The organism is [Scytonema hofmanni] UTEX 2349, from assembly GCF_000582685.1.
GTDB lineage: Bacteria > Cyanobacteriota > Cyanobacteriia > Cyanobacteriales > Nostocaceae > Hassallia > Hassallia hofmanni.
The window spans coordinates 187,343-209,014 of record NZ_KK073768.1 but is presented as its reverse complement, the minus strand read 5'-3'; the positions used below and the strand labels follow the sequence as shown (position 1 = coordinate 209,014).

19 protein-coding genes and 2 pseudogenes are annotated in these 21,672 nt (G+C 39.7%); 12 read left to right on the top strand and 9 right to left on the bottom strand.

Annotated elements, in window-relative coordinates; all coding sequences use genetic code 11:
* The first annotated feature begins 346 nt into the window (after positions 1-346).
* Positions 347-1,597 (top strand): HhoA/HhoB/HtrA family serine endopeptidase, encoded by a 1,251-nt coding sequence (locus TOL9009_RS0106125; protein ID WP_029631874.1) that lies wholly within the window; start codon positions 347-349, stop codon positions 1,595-1,597.
* 1,936 nt (positions 1,598-3,533) lie between these two features.
* Here TOL9009_RS0106125 and TOL9009_RS0106115 read toward each other — a convergent pair.
* On the bottom strand, positions 3,534-4,220 hold the full coding sequence (locus TOL9009_RS0106115; RefSeq protein ID WP_029631871.1) for a LabA-like NYN domain-containing protein: 687 nt from the start codon (positions 4,218-4,220) through the stop codon (positions 3,534-3,536).
* A gap of 1,090 nt (positions 4,221-5,310) precedes the next feature.
* On the opposite strand from TOL9009_RS0106115, the gene TOL9009_RS43145 reads away from it, so the two are divergent.
* Entirely contained in the window at positions 5,311-5,529 is a 219-nt protein-coding gene (locus tag TOL9009_RS43145) for a hypothetical protein (RefSeq protein ID WP_072022103.1), read from the top strand.
* A 342-nt stretch (positions 5,530-5,871) separates the two neighbouring features.
* Here TOL9009_RS43145 and TOL9009_RS0106110 read toward each other — a convergent pair whose 3' ends face one another.
* Entirely contained in the window at positions 5,872-6,399 is a 528-nt protein-coding gene (locus TOL9009_RS0106110) for an SH3 domain-containing protein (RefSeq protein ID WP_029631870.1), read from the bottom strand.
* Between the two features lie 517 nt (positions 6,400-6,916).
* On the opposite strand from TOL9009_RS0106110, the pseudogene TOL9009_RS43140 reads away from it, so the two are divergent.
* From TOL9009_RS43140 to TOL9009_RS46945, 3 genes and pseudogenes are all read left to right on the top strand, one after another.
* Positions 6,917-7,099, top strand: a pseudogene (locus TOL9009_RS43140) (pentapeptide repeat-containing protein); the annotation flags it as partial.
* A 70-nt stretch (positions 7,100-7,169) separates the two neighbouring features.
* Positions 7,170-7,532 (top strand): ArsR/SmtB family transcription factor, encoded by a 363-nt coding sequence (locus TOL9009_RS0106100; RefSeq protein ID WP_029631868.1) that lies wholly within the window; start codon positions 7,170-7,172, stop codon positions 7,530-7,532.
* Positions 7,533-7,544: 12 nt separating this feature from the next.
* Positions 7,545-7,718, top strand: coding sequence for a hypothetical protein (locus TOL9009_RS46945; protein WP_186227494.1), 174 nt, complete (start codon positions 7,545-7,547; stop codon positions 7,716-7,718).
* 68 nt (positions 7,719-7,786) lie between these two features.
* Here TOL9009_RS46945 and acsF read toward each other — a convergent pair whose 3' ends face one another.
* From acsF to TOL9009_RS38335, 3 genes and pseudogenes are all read right to left on the bottom strand, one after another.
* Positions 7,787-8,842, bottom strand: coding sequence for a magnesium-protoporphyrin IX monomethyl ester (oxidative) cyclase (gene acsF / locus TOL9009_RS0106095; protein ID WP_029631866.1), 1,056 nt, complete (start codon positions 8,840-8,842; stop codon positions 7,787-7,789).
* A gap of 243 nt (positions 8,843-9,085) precedes the next feature.
* A pseudogene (locus tag TOL9009_RS38340) lies at positions 9,086-9,550 on the bottom strand (DUF4058 family protein); the annotation flags it as partial.
* A gap of 140 nt (positions 9,551-9,690) precedes the next feature.
* Positions 9,691-10,062: a DUF4058 family protein gene (locus TOL9009_RS38335; RefSeq protein ID WP_084763137.1), complete on the bottom strand. Its 372-nt coding sequence runs from the start codon at positions 10,060-10,062 to the stop codon at positions 9,691-9,693.
* Positions 10,063-10,114: 52 nt separating this feature from the next.
* On the opposite strand from TOL9009_RS38335, the gene TOL9009_RS0106085 reads away from it, so the two are divergent.
* Positions 10,115-10,672 carry an endonuclease domain-containing protein gene (locus TOL9009_RS0106085; RefSeq protein WP_260675852.1) on the top strand — a complete coding sequence of 186 codons (558 nt, stop codon included), beginning with the start codon at positions 10,115-10,117 and terminating at the stop codon, positions 10,670-10,672.
* A 246-nt stretch (positions 10,673-10,918) separates the two neighbouring features.
* On the top strand, positions 10,919-11,146 hold the full coding sequence (locus TOL9009_RS0106080) for a hypothetical protein (protein WP_029631861.1): 228 nt from the start codon (positions 10,919-10,921) through the stop codon (positions 11,144-11,146).
* Positions 11,147-11,432: 286 nt separating this feature from the next.
* Here the strand turns inward: TOL9009_RS0106080 and TOL9009_RS0106075 are convergent, their stop codons facing one another.
* From TOL9009_RS0106075 to TOL9009_RS0106065, 3 genes are all read right to left on the bottom strand, one after another.
* Positions 11,433-11,849, bottom strand: coding sequence for a hypothetical protein (locus tag TOL9009_RS0106075; protein WP_144238169.1), 417 nt, complete (start codon positions 11,847-11,849; stop codon positions 11,433-11,435).
* Between the two features lie 117 nt (positions 11,850-11,966).
* Positions 11,967-12,344 carry a transposase gene (locus TOL9009_RS0106070; protein WP_029631858.1) on the bottom strand — a complete coding sequence of 126 codons (378 nt, stop codon included), beginning with the start codon at positions 12,342-12,344 and terminating at the stop codon, positions 11,967-11,969.
* A gap of 189 nt (positions 12,345-12,533) precedes the next feature.
* The gene (locus TOL9009_RS0106065) at positions 12,534-14,042 is read right to left on the bottom strand and encodes a UbiD family decarboxylase (RefSeq protein ID WP_029631856.1); all 1,509 of its coding nucleotides are present in this window, start codon (positions 14,040-14,042) and stop codon (positions 12,534-12,536) included.
* A 262-nt stretch (positions 14,043-14,304) separates the two neighbouring features.
* Between TOL9009_RS0106065 and TOL9009_RS0106060 the strand changes: the two genes are divergently transcribed.
* Positions 14,305-15,000 carry a MotA/TolQ/ExbB proton channel family protein gene (locus TOL9009_RS0106060; protein ID WP_029631854.1) on the top strand — a complete coding sequence of 232 codons (696 nt, stop codon included), beginning with the start codon at positions 14,305-14,307 and terminating at the stop codon, positions 14,998-15,000.
* 113 nt (positions 15,001-15,113) lie between these two features.
* Here TOL9009_RS0106060 and TOL9009_RS38330 read toward each other — a convergent pair whose 3' ends face one another.
* Positions 15,114-17,141 (bottom strand): esterase-like activity of phytase family protein, encoded by a 2,028-nt coding sequence (locus TOL9009_RS38330; RefSeq protein WP_051502817.1) that lies wholly within the window; start codon positions 17,139-17,141, stop codon positions 15,114-15,116.
* Between the two features lie 438 nt (positions 17,142-17,579).
* Between TOL9009_RS38330 and pstS the strand changes: the two genes are divergently transcribed.
* The 4 genes from pstS to pstB all read left to right on the top strand — a co-directional run bounded on the left by pstS (position 17,580) and on the right by pstB (position 21,554).
* On the top strand, positions 17,580-18,617 hold the full coding sequence (pstS, locus tag TOL9009_RS0106050; protein ID WP_029631852.1) for a phosphate ABC transporter substrate-binding protein PstS: 1,038 nt from the start codon (positions 17,580-17,582) through the stop codon (positions 18,615-18,617).
* Between the two features lie 85 nt (positions 18,618-18,702).
* Positions 18,703-19,680, top strand: a complete 978-nt coding sequence (gene pstC / locus TOL9009_RS0106045) for a phosphate ABC transporter permease subunit PstC (protein ID WP_029631850.1) — start codon at positions 18,703-18,705, stop codon at positions 19,678-19,680.
* A 136-nt stretch (positions 19,681-19,816) separates the two neighbouring features.
* A complete protein-coding gene (pstA, locus tag TOL9009_RS0106040; RefSeq protein WP_029631849.1) occupies positions 19,817-20,692 on the top strand; it encodes a phosphate ABC transporter permease PstA in 876 nt (291 codons plus the stop codon).
* An 82-nt stretch (positions 20,693-20,774) separates the two neighbouring features.
* Complete coding sequence (pstB, locus tag TOL9009_RS0106035; RefSeq protein ID WP_029631848.1) at positions 20,775-21,554, top strand: phosphate ABC transporter ATP-binding protein PstB; 780 nt, start codon at positions 20,775-20,777, stop codon at positions 21,552-21,554.
* The last annotated feature ends 118 nt before the right edge of the window (positions 21,555-21,672 follow it).

Here is a 21,672-nt window from a genome sequence, read left to right as displayed (position 1 = left end):
GCGGGGAGGGTTGGGGAGGGGTTCTTTTATTATGGCTGTTTGACCGGACATGACATCACCCACAATCATTTTCATAATCTAGTACACCACGGCGTAAATAAACCACCCATTCTCAATCGCTAAAAAGCTTACTCCATATTACTTTTGACTTTTGACTTTTGACTTTTGACTTTTGACTTGCGGTACTAGTCAGCAACGCCCTTTTTAAAGTCTATGCACTTTAACGGAACTGTATTAAACTATTAATAAACCTTTTCACAATGACGCCACAATCCTGACACAGGAACGTCATAATGTATATCTAGATTAAGAGTATATCTAGATATCTTTATATCTTTCCAGACAAATGCAAAACCAACCACAAGACAAAGATAATATTAACGTTTATTCTCAAAAAAACCCTGACGCTGCACCTTGGAAGAAAACAGCTTTTAATTTATCGTTGGTGCTGCTGGGATCGGGTATGACATTTGCCGGGGGTTATTTGGCATCACACCAGCAAGATATATCTCAAAACGCATCTAAGTTGGCAGTGAGTCCGGTAAATGCTGCCCCTCCCTTAGCTGCCAACGCCGATCCTAATTTTATCACTGGGGTTGTGCAGAACGTCGGTACAGCGGTAGTAAGGATTGAGGCTTCCCGAACAGTAAAAACTAAGTTACCAGAAGAATTTAACGATCCAGCCTTTCGACGCTTCTTTGGTTCTCAACTACCAACGTCACCAGAAAATCGGGTACAACGAGGTACAGGTTCTGGTTTCATTATCGGTGCTGATGGTCGCATTTTGACTAATGCCCATGTGGTGGATGGTGCAGACAAGGTAAAGGTTATACTCAAAGATGGACGCAGTTTCCAAGGTAAAGTGCTGGGTAAAGATGAGTTAACAGATGTTGCTGTTGTGAAGATTCAAGCCGAAAATCTGCCAACATTAAAATTGGGTAACTCAGACCAGCTACAAGCAGGACAATGGGCGATCGCGATCGGTAATCCTCTTGGTCTTGACAATACCGTAACTACCGGCATCATCAGCGCTACCGGACGCACTAGCAATCAAATTGGCGCACCCGACCGTCGAGTACAGTATATTCAAACAGATGCCGCAATTAATCCTGGGAACTCTGGCGGACCTCTTTTGAATGCCCGTGGTGAAGTAATTGGCATGAATACTGCTATAATTCAAGGAGCGCAAGGGTTAGGTTTTGCAATTCCCATCAATACAGCGCAACGCATTTCTCAGCAACTGATATCTACAGGTAAAGTACAACATCCTTATCTGGGAATTCAAATGCAGGCTTTGACACCTGAGTTAAAGCAAACCATCAACTCAGATCCCAATAGCGGTTTAACCGTGAATGAAGATAAAGGTGTGTTAGTCGTCAAAGTTGTGCCTAACTCACCAGCCGCAGCGTCCGGAATACGTGCTGGTGACGTGATCCAAAAGCTAAATGGTAAATCAGTTGCCGATTCTGCCAGCATACAACAGGCAGTAGAAAATAGTCAAATCGGAACTGATGTGCGCCTAGAACTGCGTCGCAATGGACAAAAAATCAACTTATCTGTGCGTCCTGGTGCTTTTCCTGTGCAACAAATGCAATAAATTCTTCAAGCAGGGGAGACAAGGGAGACAAGCAAAATAATTCTTTCCCCCCATCCCCTTCTTTTCGCTTAACAACACTCCATAAATTTTCTGGGATGGGCAACATTAACCCATCCCTATTTAGTTGACGCATAAATGAGGCTGGTAGATGCCTAGACTGTCTCGTTACAGTTTCAGTAGTGACTTGACACTCCCCACGCATAAATGCGGGGGATTCTTGGTTCTTCCAAACAGCCGTAAATACTCACTGTCAAATGACGAAAAGCAAGTTGGTCTAATTTTCTGCTAAAGATGAGGCGAGGGGGAAAGTAAAATAAGTAGATGTAATAGCCACTTCCTAGACTGAATTTTGGCTTCATCGTATTATCACTATTCTCTGCATCTGTACCCATTTAATGACGCAGTTATCACGCAATGATATTGTGTAAAACGCAGAAATTTATACCACAACACAAACGAAGAATGCATCTAACTCAAATAGAACGAAACACTAAACGCAAAGGCTGCTAATATCACAGGAAACACAGCGCTCAACTCTAATTCCCGTGTCTTAATCACTTGTATACAAGAAACGGGAAGAAGTAAGGGCCATAATGCAGTCGAGATAAAAAACATTACCAAAGATAAAAACTTATCTTCTGGCGAATAATTGGGATGGCGGAATGTAAATCTGAGCCAATTGGTAAAAAAATAGCAGGTCATCAACAAGTAACTAATAACTAAAGCTAATTGAATATTATGCACTGTGAGCACTCCTTAAGCTATTTAATATTTACCAAAAATGACTTAGAACAAATTATTGCATGGTTTTGTCGGGGGACATTCATATGTTTGAACAGGGGTAGTTAATTTTTGAGTTTGATCTCAATAATACATTTTTCAATGAGATAAATTTAGTAGAAAACTGAAGATATATCAAACAGTAGTTCCACCTAATTTTGTTTATAACTCAAGAGACTAGCAAATACACTGATAAATTAAACTAGCTCAATCTTGTTATTATCAAAAATTTAAAGTTTTTCTGGCATAAAATTTATTTACTCTTAGTACAATTTAAACAAAGTATTGCTACATATTTTGTTAAATTACTGCAAGTATAATTTTTTACGGTTAGCAAATTAACTTAAGTGTAAATTACTTTTACTTAATTACCCTTGTCAGTAATCGCCAATCAGGGTTTGATTTTCACACACTGCACTTTGCTCATCAGTAAACAAATATATGGTTTTGTTTATTGCTCTCAGTTTTCGTAGTATTACCAGAAAAGTAGTTAGATACAATTGATGAAACAATTGGATAAACAGGGTATGTAGCTTCTAAAGCAGTGTATGACATTTTTATTTTTTAGTATAAAATACTCCTAAATTCGCTTTTGTTGATAAGTTTCCAGCATAACTAACAAATAAAATCCATGTTGCCATTTTGGCAAATTTTCAATAGTATAAATTTTGACATTTTTATAAATAAAAACGCTGATTACAAGTTGAATACTGCTTGTAGCACCAAAAATGATTATTAAATGTGTATATAAATATTCGCAAAAATATTAAAAACGAGAATTATTTTTGAGAAGGGACTTACAAGTAATAAAATATCATCCCGGCATAACAAGCGATCCGCGATACCCAACCAATTATTTCAATACACGGCTGGATATTTTATTTTTTGGATCTCCCTAAGAAAGCAAAAATGCGTCATACATGATGACGCAGAGCGATGTAATTTATCAGATATGGTGGGAGTAATAGAAAAAAGGTATTATCAGTTACTTACCTGGGGAATGATCTTGCGGAAACAGGTAAGCGATCGCTACACGACCAACTAAAGAAAACGGGAAAGCTGCAATTTTGGTAAACAGGCGATCGCCTCCATTGGTGCGATAAATTTTTGAGGAAGAGTGATTTTATTGCCGACGGTGGCAATCAAAAATTGCTTGTTAAAGGCTAGAGTTTGAGAGCGATCGGTAATTATAGCCAGAATGAGGATCTTTTTGGATATATTGTTTAATGCTATCAAGGTCAATGAAGCAGTCAGCAACATCAATCAAGCTGTCGCTACTCATTCCTCGCAAGCTGACGACTTCAACCCGAACTCCTTTGTAGCTCAAAGCATTAAGCGCGTAAGCCAAATCTCCATGCCCACCGACTAAGACCGCAGTATCGTAGTAGGGTGATAAAGTTATCATATCTACAGCAATTTCTACATCCAGATTTGATTTTTTAGAACCATCCGGTAGCGAAATTAGCTCTTTGGTGACTACACGATAACCATTGTGACGCATCCAGAAGAGAAAACCCTGTTGCTTGTCATTGCCGCGCTCCATTCCACTGTAAAAGAAAGCACGCAATAATCTTGCATCTTTCGTTAAATGGCAGAGTAATTTAGCATAGTCAATTTCAATGCCGAGTTGCAAAGCTGTATGAAATAAGTTTGAGCCATCAATAAAAATCGCCACTCGACCGCGATTTGAGCTATTGCAAATCAATTGGTCAGTTGAAGTATTTGGTCTATTGGTGTTTTTACTTTCGACACCAGTGTTCATAAGGCGTTGCCCTTGCCTACGTGGTTTCTCCTTGAGTATTTTATCTTGATTTGTTTCTTTGTTAAAAGTAGTAATAGTCATTGATACCTCTATATTTTAAATCAAGGATGTTTTTTAGGCAAATTGGCATTCTTATAATCTATGCCTTTATTCTCACTTTAATAGCAAATAGTGAACTGAAACTAAGAAATAACTTAAAATTCACATTTAATAAAAAATAACATTAATTCTTAACTTGTCTCACCATTTTAGCAACTTATCTGCTTCTAATTTTATTTTACCTCAGTTATTATTTGTTGCTTGAATGCATAAGTTCTATTAATAAACAGTTAATAAATAACTAATGTATTCTGCATGAAAGTTAAATGTGCAACAGATTATTAGAGAAAAAATCTTAATTTTTTTCATGTTGATTTATCAGGTAATTTCCAACTTGGGAACAAAGTATGAAGAATCATTTGCAAAAAATAGTTAGTTAATAAAGTTAGGAAATGTCCCATTTATGTCTCCAAAAATTGCTTTTTTGTCAAATCAAGGCAAAAAGAGCGTTTTTATAATAGACACAGACGTGGAAAAGATGTAGATACGTAGCACTTGGTAGTCTCTACGGGTTATGGGTAACACATAATTAATTTCCACATGGGTTGTCTAATGATAATTACCGTTATATAATACTGTTTGATGCTCATGCTAGCTATAAGTATTCGCTTATTTTGTAATCTAGGGCTTTATTGCCGTAGATTATATGCCATATTGCCGAGTTTAGCCCAGGCAACACAGCTAAAAGCAGAATATATACACAAAAATTTACTTTCGTCAAGCTTGATTTATATTTGTTATAAAAGTTACAACAATTACAGCAGATTGCGTTTTTATTGAATACACGTAGAGACGTTCCGACGGAACGTCTTTACAGGGTTTTGGGTTTTATGCATGTACCTCCTAAGGAGTGAAATATGCTGTAAGAAGTTACATTTACAAATCTTTAGAGAAGATAAAAGCTTTCCTCACAAGTTCCTCAAATTTGATAGGTATTCTGAAAACAGAGCTAAGTAGGCGGACTTAAGTAAAGTAAAGGTTTAACTTGATTTCAACCAACTTACTTAATTTATTCCATAGCTGATTACTCTAATTTATCATTAACCCCTTTGTATTATAAGTTTGAAAAATCATGAATAACTGTCCTTGCTGTTCTGGATTACTTTTGCAACATATACGCGGTTCCCAAGTTTACTACTTTTGCCGCAACTGCTGGCAAACAATGCCGTCATTAGATTTGCCAAACTACAATTTATCGACAGATTTGGTATCTAGTTTATCAAGAAAACGTCTCCGAGTAGAACTCGGTAATGCGGGTGTTGCTTTGTGTGAAAGAAAATCAATCGGTTAAAGTTAATTTGGCTTGCGTTATATCATGTCCGACAAATTACCCATAATAAACATCTCCCGAAACCCTTGTAGAGGCTACGTCTCTACAAGGGTTTCGGGCAACGCATAATTAAATTCTGGAGATGTATATTATGCTTGGAATGTTTTTATTAAAATTAATTAAGCGAACATGATATTATTCTTTAAATAATGCATTTAATCGCCCGCACCCTTCCACAGTGGGACGACTATAAGAACAAAGCCCGTCTGCACGGGCTGAATTAAATGGGTATTCATATAAAATAAAAATGGTATAGGTTGCTTCCCCCTCTTTGTTGGCTTTGTTATCGTGTGAATTTGAATTTTAAGAACAGCTAGTAAGAGCTGCACCACATTGATCAAGCCTAGCCAACCAACCCTTAATACCTTTATATTCGACTTGCGCCCATTGTCCCTGACAGCCCAATAATTTAACACTGGTACTAGCGGGAACTTTGCCTAATTTACGACTTGTTGGATTAGTGCTGCTATAAATATTGACACCTTTTGTATTGTAGCCCCGCGTGGATATGCCTAAGTTTGGTAAATATGCCCAACCAGTTCCTTTAAAACCACTACCAATATTTTTTATGTGTGCCCAACTTCCCGAAGTCGCGACGATTTGAACTGTCTCGTTGCTAGGTACTTTTCCTAAAATTCTGTTGTTGGAACTTGCGCCATTTCGCACATTTAATCCTTGGGGATCTTTGTCGGTGACATAAACAGAAATATCACACTTTTGTTGCTTAGTTGCTTGAGCTAAGACTATTTGATTAGCTATACCAGTAAGTGCGATCGCACTCATAAAACTGATTGCTAATCCCATCAAAGCTAGTGATGGTTGATTTTTCACTTTTTTGTCCTAATTTGCTCATGACGATACCATAATTATGCATGGTAGAAGAGCTTTTTCATTAATTAACACTGAGGTGCTAAAATTACTCAACAGTTATTTAATTAATCAAGGAAATATACTGCCATCTCAAAGCCTCTACAGAAGATATTGTGACTGTGCCCAGTCCTGTAGGAAAACCCAGTCGTGCTTTACGTAATTCCTTGCAGAGCAGGCAATTATTGACTCATCAACAAGGCTGGAACGGCAATGTATTGCCAATTGTTTAGAAGCGTGCATATGTCGAGACACTGGAAAAACTTATTGTCTTCTCCAAGCACTAGCTAAGGGTGCGCGTGGGGACGTAGAACATGGTCTAATTTTTTCTGGAGCCAATGTTAGGTACACTGACCGAATTATGTCCGTTACAGAACTAATGGCAGAGTTAACCCAGCCTCACAAGCCAATGTAGAGACGTAGCACTGCTACGTCTTTTGAGGTTCTGGATAACGCATATTTAAATTGGGTCGATGTCTAATGGGGAGATTTGGCAACGGATCTAAGTCAAGCTAGCTTGCAAGGAGCAGACTTGAGCTATGCAGACCTAAATAGAGCTATTCTGCGAAAGGCTAATCTGCAAGGAGCAGACTTAACTGCAACCATTCTCACTGACGTTGATTTTCAGGGAGCAATCATGCCCGATGGAACAGTTCATAATTGAAGATGGGCGATCGCTAATTAACAATTAGTTATACTACTAGTTAGTTATTAAGCAACTATTAAATTTCCTTATGCCAAAAACTAAGCTACCCAAGGTCGATCCAGCTGTTATCGTGGCGGTTGCTGATTACTTCAAGGTTTTATCGGAGGTGAGTAGATTACAGATTTTGACCTGTCTGAAGTCAGAACCAATGAATGTGATGGAAATTGCCGAAGCTACTGGTTTAGGACAGGCAAATCTATCTAAGCATCTGAAAGTGTTAACTCAGGCAGGGGTTTTATCTCGTCAGCCTAAAGGCACTAATGCCTATTACGAGATTGCTGATCCCATAATTTTTGAGCTTTGTGAATTAGCGTGCGATCGCATTAGTAAGCGCGTGCAACAGCAGGCTGAAAGCCTAAAAGCTCTTCGGAGCAAAACAGCAGTTTTTTGAACAAAAATATTGGTGAAACACAATTCAAAAGCAGTAATGATGTTTTACGACTTACCAAACCTAAACTACGCGATCGCAGTAGCCAAGGCAAGTAATAAATTAAACTTTTTAAACAACCTTAAATTAGGTAGCGCTGATAATGCGATCGCCCTATCGCAATGTAAATACTACAATATTCAGTGCTAAGGTCGGTTCGCCACTACCGTTAAAGACGTAGCAGTGCTACGTCTCTACATTCTTTTTCACTCCAATAGTTAACAAACCGTTCCCCGCAAAGCCTCAGCATCAATCGGTTTGATCAGGTAAACTAACAGCAAATTCCACACAATTGCTGCAATCAAAGGTAGTTTGCGAATCAGCTTCACCAATTTCGGACTAGAACTACCCTCAATCTCTGCAATTTTCAAGTTGTAACCTGCACAGCGTTTCAGCCGTGGGAAAAACTTTGGATGTTCCGTATTTAACATCACAGGAAAAGCCCGTCCCGCAGTTTCATTGGTGTTGCGGACAACTTGGAGATCAAATTCCGTGGCATCAAGTCCCAGTGATTTGTAAAATCCGGAACGTTCATGAACTGTCAGCGTGTGGGTAGCAAATACCGATAGCAAGAAAAAGCGACTCCATAATCTTGCTTTCCAGTTGTTCCAGAGTTGCGGTTGCGATCGCAATAATGCCTTGAATATATCCCCGTGGCGGTTTTCGTCCTGACACCAACTCTCAAAGTAGCGGAAGATGGGGTAAAACTGGTTTTCCGGATGCTTTTCTAAATGTCTGAAAATAATAATATAGCGCCAGTAACCGATTTTTTCTGATAGGTAAACGGTGTAAAGCACCCACTCAATCGGGAAAAACGTATAGGTGCGGGTTTTAGTAACAGTGGCTAAATCAAGGGAAAGTTTAAAATCCCCCATTGCTTTGTTAAGAAATCCGGCGTGACGCGCTTCATCACGTGCCATCAGTTGAAATATTTCCGCTAGCAGTGGACTGCGATTTTTCAGCTTGCGGGATAATTCCTTGAATAGCAAGAAGCCGGAAAACTCTGAAATACAAGAGCGTTCTAAATACTCTATAAACGCCTGCCTTGCTTCACCGTTAATGTGTTCCCAAGACTGTTCAAACGCTTCATCGCGAACAAAATGGTGGCGGTTGTAGTCTGTCCGCATTTCTGTCAACATCGCCTGCAACTCCCTTTCCTGTGCCGACAAATCCAGCTTGGCTGCGGTTTCAAAATCTGTAGTATAAAACCGGGGGGTGAGTACAGTTTCTTTGCTGGGGATTTTAGTTTCTGGCTTGGGTAGAGTATTAACCATGAGTAATACGGCAATCAAGTAAATAGTTACATAACTATCAAGTTATAATAAGTGCGATTGTTTGGCTAGACCTCTTTACAATCTTTTAGTAAAGTCCAAACGGAAAGCCTTTGAGGACTGGGGTTTAGATAATTTATTAAGTTTTGAAACTTCTCTGATGTCAAATAACTCAATTGCTATACAGTTATTTAATAGTGGCAATTTGCCTTATTCAAAGTTTCAGATTCCTAATTAAAAAGTAAACTACCTCAATCTCTTCTCTCGCAACAACTCATCCGCCCAAACCGCATCTTTTTCTGACAACGGTGGTACTGGCTCTTGACTGTAATCTACCACCAAATCATAACCGTATAGGTCATAAACCTCATTTAATAATGCCTGCAAATCTATCACAGGTTCTGTATCGGCTGTACGCAAAGGTAGGGGAAAAGTCGGAATTATATCGGGCAAATTAAAAGCATATAAATCAGCATAGGGACGACTACTACCGCGACAAACCAAAATTCGATAATGACTCTGAATATTATTGCCAATCATCGGCATGGGGTTATCTTTACGTAGTAAATCAATTTCAACTAAATTGCTGCGACTTGCTAAAACTTGTTCGCGCTTTTCTTCATACATTTGACGTCCTTTACCTTGGCGTTTATTGGTAGGTGAAAGAATTTCGATAGTAGTAACTAACTCTGTTGTTGCTACTTCTCTTACAAAAAACAGGGTGTGGGGTGTAGGGTGTAGGGGTTTAAATAACAAATGCGCGTTCTGAGTTTAAAGCTCAGTTTAAAAAAAGATGTTTTTCGAGACGCAAAGCGCTCCTAAAAACAGTGTCCTTGTTACAATCCCACGTTTTAAAACGTGGGTTCCCCACACCCTACCCCCCACACCCTACCCCCTTTGAACTCTAAATATCCCTCTCTAATAGCCACAGGTATGGGAACTTTTACTTTTACCGGCTCAGATGTTGGTGCGGCAACTGCCACTTTCGTGATTGTCGAATCTGTAGCAGTCTGCCGACTTTTTACTATCACATCAGGAATACCTACAAGCAGTGAACTATCGTCTGTAGTTTCATACATTCTTACTTCTACAGCAACCCGATATTTAGGACGTAATTGGGGAGTCAGTAACTTGGCAATTTCACTAATTAGCAAGTGATGTACTCCTGCCCATAATTCCGGATGTTCTAAATAGGGGTTCATCCCCAAAAATGGAGAAGGCATAAGCAATTTAAAATTAAAAATTTGCTAATTCAACTTAGGATCTAACCTAATTATGGCAATCCTCAGGCTACTTGGTGTATGTAAATTAAATGCATTTTCGCAAGGTTGTGCTGGGAACAATAAAGAAAATGCTCATTACTCTAACTACCAAGCAATGACTCAACATCAAAACCCCAAGTCAAACCTCCCAAACAACTCCAGTCCCCCCTCCTCGCAAGCGGGGAGGGGGTTAGGGGGTGGGGTTCCGGTGCCTTGGCAAAGCCAGCCAGAACTCTGGGAGAAACTCAAGCCACTAGCACGACAGATGCGGTGTGAACCTACCCCAGCCGAAAAGCTGCTTTGGCAAAAGTTAAGACAAAAGCAACTTTTGGGGTTTAAGTTTCGCCGTCAGCACGCAATTGACCGCTTTATTGTAGATTTTTCTTGTGCAGAAGCGCGGTTAGTTGTGGAGGTGGATGGGGGAATTCACGACTACACGCAAAAGGAAGATGCAATCCGTCAGGAATTTTTGGAATCTTTGGGGTTGCGAGTGGTGCGGTTTCGGAATGAGGATGTTTTAGAGGGGATTGAGGGGGTGTTGGAAGGGATTGCAGTTTGGTTGCATAGATAGAACCCCACCCCCAACCCCCTCCCCGCAAGCGAGGAGGGGGCTAAGAGGGGTTTTTGGGGGTGCGATCGCCTTTGGTGAAAGATGTAATTAGGGGGTAGTACAGATACTCCATTCCCATTGAATTGGGTCTTCGTGAGGGCGGAAAAATAAAATAAAATCTCAGTGTCTTAGTTAGTGGTAGTGGCTTACTAGGAACAAAGCAATATTATCTGAATCGAAGTCGTTAGTAAAACTTCCCGTAAACTCATGAGCATTAAAAATTTATCTGATTATCCAGATTATTACTTAGAACTGTTGAAAAGCTATGCATCTGAAATTCAATCAATCAAAATAGAATTAGAAAAAATAAAAGGTATACCATCTCCTGTAATAGATAAACTAAATTATTTTCATAAGAAAATAAATAATGACATAAAGAACCATCGAGATAAAGGACAACCAGAGTCAAGAAGGCTATACGAAGATGATAATTAAATCTTTATAAAGAAAGTAGATAATATTTGAGGGGGTGATAAAAACCTTTGAACCAAAGATGCAGCAAGGGTTTTGAACGGTTGTGCCATCAAAAGATTAAGATCATTTTCCGGCTTGATTGATTCCATTTTTAATAATCAGAGCCACAAAAACCTGATTTTTCGGTTGGGATTGGTTCCCAATTTGTTTTGATCGTTTCAAGGCTCACCCTTTTATAATCCTTATTTGATAAGGCTTTGACACGAAGTTGTCACTTGATCAGAGATAATATATAGTTGAAGTAAAACTATTTGCTTGTTGAAGACAATTTTTGAATAAAATAGTCAATCATTTCTTTCACAATACCCGTCTTGCTAGCTAATCTTTTGAGATATTCGTGATTTTTAATAGCGTTCAACGCAGTTATATAGGGGTCAATTCCACTATCCATACCTGCCCGTCTGGCATAGGTAAATTCTTCCGGATCTACTTTACAAGCTCGTAAATTCTCCACACTATCTCGTAACCAATTAACACATCTACCTATATCATTTTTAAATGCATTCATATACTTTTCATGAATATTATGATTTGAACTAGCCCTAGAAATAGCAAATTCTGACAACGATAATCTGTTATCTTCGTTTTGCAACCACTTACCGATTTTTTGCGAGGCTTCCAAACGTGCCTGAAACTTTTCCTCAGGAAGCACCAAAACAAGCAACGAAAAATAAGGAAGGTCTTAGCTGAAAAAATGTTTGCATATTAGTATTCCTCAACATACATGGATACAATTTGTGATGTTCAGCCCTCAGAACTAGAAGGTGCATTTTACTTTTTCTCAAAAAGGCTCATGCATATGCATAAGCCTGTTTATCAGTTCTGGTTCCTCATCCATCGCTTTCCGAATACGCTCAATCATGTAGCAGGCTGTATTCTTATTAACCCCAATTTCTTTGGCTAGGTGACGCACAGTGATACCCTCCGGTGAATTCAACACAAGGTGAATCGCTACAAACCACTTTTGTAATTCTACATGAATCTTGTGAAAAAGAGTACCTACTGTAACACTATATGAGGTGTAGCAAGCATTACAATGATATCTGCGCTCATTATTGTATGCAGTAGCGTTGGTTGATTCACAATAAGGACACTTTGGCTTTCCACCCCAGCGAATTTGCTCAAGCAGGGCAAGACAATCTTCGTGATTTTGTGACATCGTTATTTCCAGAATTCTGGGAATAACGATGTCACAAATTAATCTTTAATCTTCCTACAGATTGTATCAAGTCCCAAATAAAAAGCCAAAATAATTAAACTTGGCATTGTGTAAATATTATTTCACAAAAATTAAAAAACATCTCATAGCCCCCTCCTCGCTTGCGGGGAGGGGGTTGGGGGTGGGGTTCTACCTCATATCGTACCCGAACAAATTCGGATCAACTTCTCCCAATTGCAAATCTGCTAAACCATACTCTGCCCATCGTCTTTCTACCATCGCAGCTATATCTGCATCCGATTCTAAAGGTGCCCCCCATTCATGTTCGGTTTCTGGGGGAATCTTCGTAGTTGCATCAATTCCCATTCTTCCACCTAAACCAATTTTTTCACTGGCAAAATCTAAAGTGTCAAAAGGCGTATTCGGTAAAATAAATACATCTCGCGTAGGATCTACTTTAGAACTAATTGCCCACACGACTTGACGCGGATCGCGAATATTTATATCTTTATCGACAACAATCACAAATTTGGTGTATGTGAATTGGGGTAAAGCACTCCAAAACGCTAAAGCTGCCCGTCGCGCTTGTCCGGGATATGCTTTATCAATAGAGATAATCGCTGCTTTGTAAGATAGCGCTTCCATTGGTAAGAAGAAGTCAACAATTTCTGAGACTTGTTGCCGCAGAATTGGAGTATAAATGCGATTGAGCGCGATCGCCATCATCGCTTCTTCTTTGGGTGGACGACCGCTAAATGTTGTTAAGTAAATTGGATCTTTGCGGTGTGTCATGCATTGAAAGCGAATCAACGGTGAATCTTCCACACCACCGTAATATCCCATATGATCGCCAAAGGGACCATCGGCTAAAACTTCCCCTGGTGTAATTGTTCCTTCCAGCACAAATTCTGAATCTGCGGGAACTTCTAAATCTACGGTTTTACACTTCGCCAAACTTACACCAGAACCGGCGTAAAGTCCAGCAAATAGCCATTCTGATAAATCTACCGGAATCGGCGTGGCAGCTGCCATGATAATTAAAGGATCTACCCCCAGAGCGATCGCTACTTCTAATTTTTTCCCACGTTCGGCAGCTTTTCGCAAGTGTCTTGCTCCACCCCGTACCGATAACCAATGTACCGTCATCGTGTTTGGTGATTGTAATTGCAAGCGATACACACCTACATTCGGCGTACCTGTCTCACAATCCTTTGTAATTACCAGCCCCAGCGTGATAATCTTGCCAGCATCACCTGGATAGGGACGTATCAACGGTAACTTATTTAAGTCTAAATCGTCCCCTTGGATGACAACCTGTTGACAAGCGGGGAAAAAATCGCGTCCCGGTTTCGCTTTGAGGACATCAAACAGCACCTTACCAAAGTCTATCGCTTGGGAAATCTTCTTTGGCGGCTTTGGTTGTTGCAACATCGCTAACTTTTTCCCCAAATCCTCCAATTCTAAGGGATGCTGCATATTCATTGCCCAGCATATCCTTTCCACTGTTCCCATCAAATTCACCGCTACCGCAAACGGTGAACCTTTGACATTCTCAAATAACAGTCCGGGACCACCTTTTTGCAGCATTCGGTTAGAAATTTCCGCAATTTCTAAATCTGGGTCAACTAAAGCAGAAATCCGCTTTAATTGTCCTTTTTCTTCTAGAATTTTAATGAATCCCCGTAAATCTCTTGCCATTGTCTATAGTAAATAAATGTAAAGCACTTTCTTATATTATTAGTTATTTGTTAGTGGTTGGTAGAGACGCGATTAATCGCGTCTGTACAATGGGCGATTAATCGCGTCTGTACAATGGTTGATGGTCAGTTGTTGGTTGTTTCCATGCCCTATGCCCTATGCCCTATAATTTATTAATTTTTAACGATCGCAAACAAAATATTCAGGTATCCTAACGTGGATATGCATTAATTTTTACACCAAAGCGCTTATCTAATTAAATATGACGAGAATATATGACATTTTACTGGCAGGCGGTTTTGTTATGTTTCCCCTGTTGGTTTTATTCGTTATTACCTTTGCCTGTGCAATAGAACGCTGTTGGTTTTGGTTTAAGCTAATTATCCAAGAAAAACAGATAGTGCAGGAAGTGCTGAGTGCAGCCAGGTTAGACTTAGAAAAGGCAGAAGCGATCGCTTCTCGTTCTCAAGGTTTAGCGATTGGTCGCTTTTTATTAGCACCCCTCAGACTGCGTTCATCTTCTCCGGAAATTTTTCACTTGGCAATCAAAGCATCATGTGATAAAGAATGTATAGATATGTACAAGGGTGATAAAGTACTAGAAAGCGTCATGGCGATCGCACCATTGCTGGGGATATTAGGCACATCAGCCGGTCTATTCACCACTTTTCAACAGCTAAGAAGTGGTCAGGTCAACAGTCTTAATGTGTCTGCGGTTGCTAGTGGTATCGCTCAAGCGCTGATTGCGTCTGCAACAGGGATGAGTATAGCGATTCTTTCTTTAGTGTTTTTGCGAATTTTTATAATTGTGCGATCGCGTCAAATTAATTATTTTTCTCAACTTGGCTGCGAACTCGAATTGATTTATCTTGAATTTTGGCACCAATCTTCAACAGCCGACGCAAACATCCCAGAAGTTAACCAAGAGCCAAATCCTGTAGAAAAAGATGCTTCATAAATAGACATCTCCAAAAATTAATTATGCGTTGCCCGAAACCCTTGTAGAGACGTTCCGCCGGAACGTCTTTACTTTCGCGTGTAAATTGGTAATTACCAACTACCAATTACGGACTAAACAATATTCACACTACTTAATTGCGTCCACTTCAAAGTTGCTAACAAATCGCTACCAGCACTAATTAAAGTGTCATCACCACTAATACTCACTGTTAACGAAGCATTAGAAGATAAACCAGCACCACGGCTGATTTGATCGTCGGACGTAAAATTATAAATGGTGGCAGAATCAAGTCCAGCAGCGAGGATAAAGCGGTTAACTCCGCTACCAACATAAATTGTATCGTTGCCTGTACCTGTAGAGATAAGGTTGTTGCCGGAACCTGCATATATGAGGTCATCACCATTACCTGTAGTAATCTGGTTATTACCTTCTGCTGCATAGATAGTATTATTGCCATTTCCAGCATTGATGATGTCATCTCCGGAACCAGCATAAATCAGGTCATCACCATTACCAGCGACAACTGAGTTGTTACCCTCTGCTGCGTAGATAATATTATTATCCTTACCCACATTGATCACATCATTGCCAGCACCACCATAAACAGTATTATTACCATTACCAGCGACAACTGAGTTATTACCCTCACCAGCGTAGATAGTATCGTTGCCACCAAAGCCAAAAATGGTGTCATCTTCATTGCTGCCATACAGGGTATCATCTTGTTCTGTACCCTGGATGAGATTAAAACTGCTGGGTAAGGTAGGCAAACTGAGATTGGGAATTGTCGCATTAAAGGAATAGATATAGCTAGGTATCAGCGTGTAAGAAGATTGTCCTGCGGGCGCTGCCGGAGGTAGACTATCAATTGGTACTTGAATGCTGCTGACACCATTGGTGTAAACATCAAATTGCGTGTTAGTGCTATTTTGCGTAACACTAAAGTCATTATCTGTAGCTACTATCAAAGCATAGGAACCATCTGCCAACTGCGAACCAATTGCCACCCCTTCAAACTTTTCTGGGATTTTTTCCCCCGCACTTTGCAGAGTTCCAGCAATGTCTAGAAATAGTGATTTACTAACAGGTGTCACCCCAGTAGGTAAAGTATTTGTCCCCGTCAGATTAACACCGCTAACGTCTGTTGCTCCTGTCAGGTCAATCTTATAAATCCGTTTCGACCCAACGGTAGCTTGACCTGTTGGGTCGTCAACACCTATACCCCGATTATCTCGCTCAATTACCAAAAACTCGTGGTCATTAATCGGTGTCAAGGAGCTAACACCAATATTTCGTCCTTGACTAGTGCTGCCAAAGGTATCTCTCGCTCCAGTCGCGGTAATTCTAGCGTTGATATCAGCAACACTTTCTAATTGATAGATATACTGAGCGTCACTTATGCCAGTGGCAATGTCAAATCTGACAATTCTTACATTAGCGCTGCTACGTCCATTGGGAGTTCCTTCATTTTGAAGTGGGTCTTGGAAGATGCTAAACAGCTTTTGACCATCTGGACTGATTGCTAATCCTTCATAACCCCGGTTATCTTGCCGACCTGTGGTCAAACTAGCTCCATCGGCAGCAAAGTAGGGAGTGCTACCGTTTCTCGGAATCACATTATCTGGCTGTGTCAATGCCCGAATAAATGTACCTGTGGGGCTAAACTCGTAAATTGACGGTCCATATTCATCGGATACGTAGAAATTACCGTTTGCACCGACTGCAAAACCTTCTGGGTCTTGGCTGAGTCCTAGTTCTGTACCATCACCATTTAATAATAGGGGATTTAACCCGTTGAATGGCGTAGTCGTATTATAAGTAATGCCATTAAAGGTAGTACCTGCTGCTATTGTGAAGGGAATAGTTTTTAAGACTTGGTAGCTGTTAATTGCCCCAGTTTGTGGATCAATATTAATATCAAATTGTTCAACCCTAGTTTGATAGGGAATCACACCACCCCCAGGTCCTCGGTCAACCAGAGCATAAAAGAAATTTTGCCGATAATCGTAGAATAAATCTGAACCAAATCCTCCTAAACGATTGATATTGGCTTCATTACTTTGACCATTAAGTGGAAACAAATCGATCGCATTCGCCGGAATGCTTATGGAAGAAACCAAATTATTAGTTGATGCCATAAATGTTTGAAATTGGTAAATTGTCGGTCATTAATGGTTAATACATTGAGCGCCTAAAAACCCAAAACTTTTTGGATTAAAAAGTCTACTCTTCGTAAGAATACTGAATATATAATTAAAAAGCAAGTATATATTATACCCTTTTTTAGAGAATAAAAATCCAGTTATTTCAGATGGCTTTTGAGCGGGTACGCTGCCAGAACCTCTAAATTTTATTGATCTAAAATGTAAGACGAAAATATATTTCGCTTTTTATCTGAAAAAATATAATTCATACTTGTATTATAAACAACAATTAATCAATATCTTGATACAAAAAAGCAATGTTAACTATTCTTTAGTCAAGATTTAAACCAAGCTTAATGTATTGAACAGTCTAAAGAATGTAGTTTTATTTTTGGTTGTAAGTTATGAACCATTTCCGGAAAACGAGGTAATATGATTTTTTCTATCAATGGATTGAATCGTGCTGTTACTACTTCATTGGTAACAGTAGGTGTTGCATTTAGTCCAATTTTTACAGCGATCGCCTCAGCCGTAACATTGAATGGTGCGGGAGCAACTTTTCCGGCACCCCTTTACGAAAAATATGCCCGTGAAGTTACAAAAACCATTCCAGACCTAAAAATGAACTATCAAGGAATTGGTAGTGGTGGTGGTATTAACCAAGTAATTGCCGGCACAGTTGACTTTGGTGGAAGCGATGCAGCAATGACCGATGCTCAAATAGCTAAAGTTAAGCAAGGTGTAATTTTAGTACCTACCGCCGGTGGTGCAGTTTCTGTTGTTTACAACGCTCCTGGTGTCAATAACCTGAAATTGTCTCGCGCTACACTTCCAGCAATTTTTTCTGGTCAAATTACTAACTGGAACGACCCGAAAATCAAAGCTGATAACCCAGGAGTTAATCTACCAAATCAACCAATTAAAACTGTTGTTCGTGCTGATAGTAGCGGTACAACCTTCATTTTTACTAACCACTTGAGTGCTATCAGTCCTTATTTTAAAGGTAGAATTGGTGCTAACACAGCACCAAAATGGTTGACAAGTAGCCTCAAAGGAAAAGGAAACCCAGGTGTAGCGTCTTTAGTTGCTCGCACTCCCGGTTCTATTGGTTATGTTGAATATCAATTTGCTAAATCAGGCAACCTGAAATCAGCAGAAGTGCAAAACAAAGCGGGACAATATGTAGCTCCTTCTTTACAGACTGCAAATCAAGCTTTGTCAACTGTGCAATTTCCTAGCAATTACCGCGTTTTTGTCTCAGATCCAGGACAAGGTTATCCCATCGTGGGAATGACTTGGATGATGGTTTACAAGAGCTACAAAGACCCAGCTAAAGCAAAAGCTGTTAAAAGCTTGGTTCAGTGGATTCTCACAAAAGGTCAAGATATCAACGATGACCTCAACTATACTCGGGTTCCTAGTGGTGTAGCAGGTCAAGTGATTAATACTGTTAACAGCACTGTTAAATAGTTTCTCATTTGCAGACATTTATCGGTAGAGAATAAACTCTCTACCGATAATCTTAAAATATGTAATAAAGCTATATAAATTATCTATGGCAAATCTATCTGAACAAGCTGCAAATTCTGGAAATATTGACCTTAATATTACAAATAAACAAGGAGAAAATTTCTCTATAGATGATGGGTTTATATGGGTAGTTCGTAGCTTTGCTTTTTTGACAGTTGTTTTGCTGTTTTGGATAAGTTGGGTAATTTTTGATAAAGCTCGCCCAGCGATCGCCCAATTTGGATTAGGATTTTTCTGGGGCAAAGATTGGGATGTACCCAATGAAATTTATGGTGCTTTGCCTTATATTTATGGGACAATAATCAGTAGCGCCCTTTCTTTAATACTCGCCGTACCAATAGGGTTAGCAGTAGCTTTAGTCACAAGCGAAGATTTTCTGCCAGATTGGGTGCGTATGCCTATAGCATTTGTTGTAGAACTCATTGCTGCCATTCCCAGCGTCATCATTGGATTGTGGGGAATTTACGTTTTAATTCCCTTCCTCACACCATTCCAGGAATGGTTATACAATAAATTTCAAATTCTACCCCTATTTAATACTCAATCCTCCGGTCCGAGTATGTTGATCGCCGGTATCATCTTAGCGATCATGATTTTGCCCACGATGGCAGCAATTAGTCGAGATGTATTGTTAGTGATTCCCCGTGAATTGCGAACCGGCTCAATGGCTTTGGGTTCCACTCGCTGGGAAACAATTTTTAGAGTATTGCTACCCTCCGGTGCTTCGGGAATCGTCGGTGCCGCGATGCTGGCTTTAGGGCGAGCCTTAGGTGAGACAATGGCTGTAACTATGGTAATTGGTAACTCTTCGGTTATCAGTTCTTCCTTACTCGACCCTGGTTACTCAATTCCTGCGGTATTAGCTAACGAATTCCCGGAAGCTGGAAGTATATTGCACATTGGCTCTTTAACTTATTTAGCCTTGATTTTATTTGCATTAACTTTAACTGTCAATATTGCCGCCGTCATGTTAGTTCAGTTACTTGGTGTAAAGAAAAAATAAAAATTGGGGCATGGGGCAATGGGCATAGGGCATAGAAAGAATCGTATTATAAGACGCATTACTTTCAAAGAACTTGTTTAATTCCCAATGCCCAATACCCAATGCCCAATACCCAATACCCAATGCCCAAAATCCTATGACTAGCTATCAAGAATCAGAAATAAATGAACCTTTAGCAAAAGAATTATGTAGTCCTTTACAAGGTAAGCGGCTATTCTTTGACTATGGAATGACAGTTGTTGCATTTGCTTTAGCAATTTTAGCTTTGATTCCTTTGTTCTCAGTTGTGTGGGAAATTCTGACAAGAGGACTTTCCGGATTGAAACCGGAAATGTTCTTTAAAGAAGTGATTGAAAATGGCTTTGCTAATGCTATTGTTGGAACTTTGGTAATGGTGGCGATCGCTTCCTCAATTAGTATTCCTTCCGGAGTCATGACTGGTATATTTTTATCAGAGTTTGGTCAAGGTTCTAAAGTTGCTACTGGTGTTCGTTTCATCACCACTATTTTAACTGGCGTGCCTTCCATTGTTGTGGGAGTATTTGCTTATGGTGTGATAGTTTTCACCCTGAAACAATTTAGTGCTTTCGCTGGGGGTTTTGCTTTAGCCGTCATCATGCTCCCCATTGTCATACTCACAACTGAAGAAGCTTTAAAACTGATTCCCGTTGCTCAACGTCTTGCCTCCGCTGCCTTGGGAGGTAATCGTTTGCAAACTACTTTTCGTGTCGTAGTTGCTGCTGCACTACCAGGTATTACCACTGGTGTTTTATTAGGTGTATCTCGCGCTGCTGGTGAAACAGCACCTTTGATTTTTACCGCTTTATTTAGTCAATATTGGTCAGAAGGTTTATCTAGTCCCACAGCTTCTTTATCGGTATTAATTTTTAACTTATACAACGATCCATCACCAGAAAAAACAGCATTAGTTTGGACTGCTTCGATCATTTTACTGGGTATTGTATTGTTTGTCAGTCTTTTATCTCGCATCTTTATTCGCCGAAAAAAGTAGAGACGTTCCGTCGGGACGTCTGTACTAAACGTCTGTACGAAAGTCAGGATTATTTAACTTTTGTTTCACATATTTGCTAAAAATGAATAAATTAACCCCAGCTATTAGAATCAAGAATTTGAGCTTTTTCTACGGCACTACAAAAGCCTTAGAAGGTGTGACAATGGATATTCATCAAAATCATGTAACTGCAATTATTGGTCCTAGTGGTTGCGGTAAATCGACTTTTATTAAATCCATTAATCGCATTAGTGAATTAGAAGGTAAAGTGCGGGTAGAGGGTCAAGTAGAATTTTATGGTCAGAATATTTATGAGCGTCGCGTTAATTTAAATAGATTACGCCGGCAAATTGGGATGGTGTTTCAAAAGCCTAATCTTTTTCCCATGAGTATTTACGATAATGTTGCATATGGATTAAGAATAGCCGGATTAAATTCCAAAGCTGAATTAGATGAAGTTGTTGAAAATGCCATCAAAAATGCTGCTTTGTGGGATGAAGTAAAAGATAAGCTGCATAAATCAGCTTTGGGACTTTCTGGAGGACAACAACAGCGACTCTGTATCGCTCGTGCTTTAGCTGTCAAACCGAAAGTTCTCCTGATGGATGAACCTTGTTCGGCTTTAGATCCAATTGCGACGATGAAAATTGAAGAACTCATTGATAGTTTGCGTGGTGAGTTGACAATTGCAATTGTGACTCACAATATGCAGCAAGCTGCTCGTGTTTCTGATTTTACAGCTTTTTTCAACACCGATGAAAGTCGCATCGGTCAAATGGTAGAATTTGGCAACACGAGTCAAATCTTTGGTAACGCTCTTGATGAGCGTACCCGTGATTACGTTTCTGGACGTTTTGGTTAATCATACCTAATTGTAGAGACGTTCCGGCGGAACGTCTCCCTCATGAAAATAGAAGTTGTCGTGACCAACGTTAAAGTTTTCGTGACTTATAAGGTTCAGATCCTTAAATTTGGAGATA

What these genes read in the sequence shown, in the direction of transcription:
- TOL9009_RS0106125 (WP_029631874.1), top strand. Translation starts at nt 347, where the DNA reads ATGCAAAACCAACCACAAGACAAAGATAATATTAACGTTTATTCTCAA.
- TOL9009_RS0106115 (WP_029631871.1), bottom strand. Translation starts at nt 4,220, where the DNA reads ATGACTATTACTACTTTTAACAAAGAAACAAATCAAGATAAAATACTC.
- TOL9009_RS43145 (WP_072022103.1), top strand. Translation starts at nt 5,311, where the DNA reads ATGAATAACTGTCCTTGCTGTTCTGGATTACTTTTGCAACATATACGC.
- TOL9009_RS0106100 (WP_029631868.1), top strand. Translation starts at nt 7,170, where the DNA reads ATGCCAAAAACTAAGCTACCCAAGGTCGATCCAGCTGTTATCGTGGCG.
- acsF (WP_029631866.1), bottom strand. Translation starts at nt 8,842, where the DNA reads ATGGTTAATACTCTACCCAAGCCAGAAACTAAAATCCCCAGCAAAGAA.
- TOL9009_RS38335 (WP_084763137.1), bottom strand. Translation starts at nt 10,062, where the DNA reads ATGCCTTCTCCATTTTTGGGGATGAACCCCTATTTAGAACATCCGGAA.
- TOL9009_RS0106085 (WP_260675852.1), top strand. Translation starts at nt 10,115, where the DNA reads ATGGCAATCCTCAGGCTACTTGGTGTATGTAAATTAAATGCATTTTCG.
- TOL9009_RS0106080 (WP_029631861.1), top strand. Translation starts at nt 10,919, where the DNA reads ATGAGCATTAAAAATTTATCTGATTATCCAGATTATTACTTAGAACTG.
- TOL9009_RS0106070 (WP_029631858.1), bottom strand. Translation starts at nt 12,344, where the DNA reads ATGTCACAAAATCACGAAGATTGTCTTGCCCTGCTTGAGCAAATTCGC.
- TOL9009_RS0106065 (WP_029631856.1), bottom strand. Translation starts at nt 14,042, where the DNA reads ATGGCAAGAGATTTACGGGGATTCATTAAAATTCTAGAAGAAAAAGGA.
- TOL9009_RS0106060 (WP_029631854.1), top strand. Translation starts at nt 14,305, where the DNA reads ATGACGAGAATATATGACATTTTACTGGCAGGCGGTTTTGTTATGTTT.
- TOL9009_RS38330 (WP_051502817.1), bottom strand. Translation starts at nt 17,141, where the DNA reads ATGGCATCAACTAATAATTTGGTTTCTTCCATAAGCATTCCGGCGAAT.
- pstS (WP_029631852.1), top strand. Translation starts at nt 17,580, where the DNA reads ATGATTTTTTCTATCAATGGATTGAATCGTGCTGTTACTACTTCATTG.
- pstC (WP_029631850.1), top strand. Translation starts at nt 18,703, where the DNA reads ATGGCAAATCTATCTGAACAAGCTGCAAATTCTGGAAATATTGACCTT.
- pstA (WP_029631849.1), top strand. Translation starts at nt 19,817, where the DNA reads ATGACTAGCTATCAAGAATCAGAAATAAATGAACCTTTAGCAAAAGAA.
- pstB (WP_029631848.1), top strand. Translation starts at nt 20,775, where the DNA reads ATGAATAAATTAACCCCAGCTATTAGAATCAAGAATTTGAGCTTTTTC.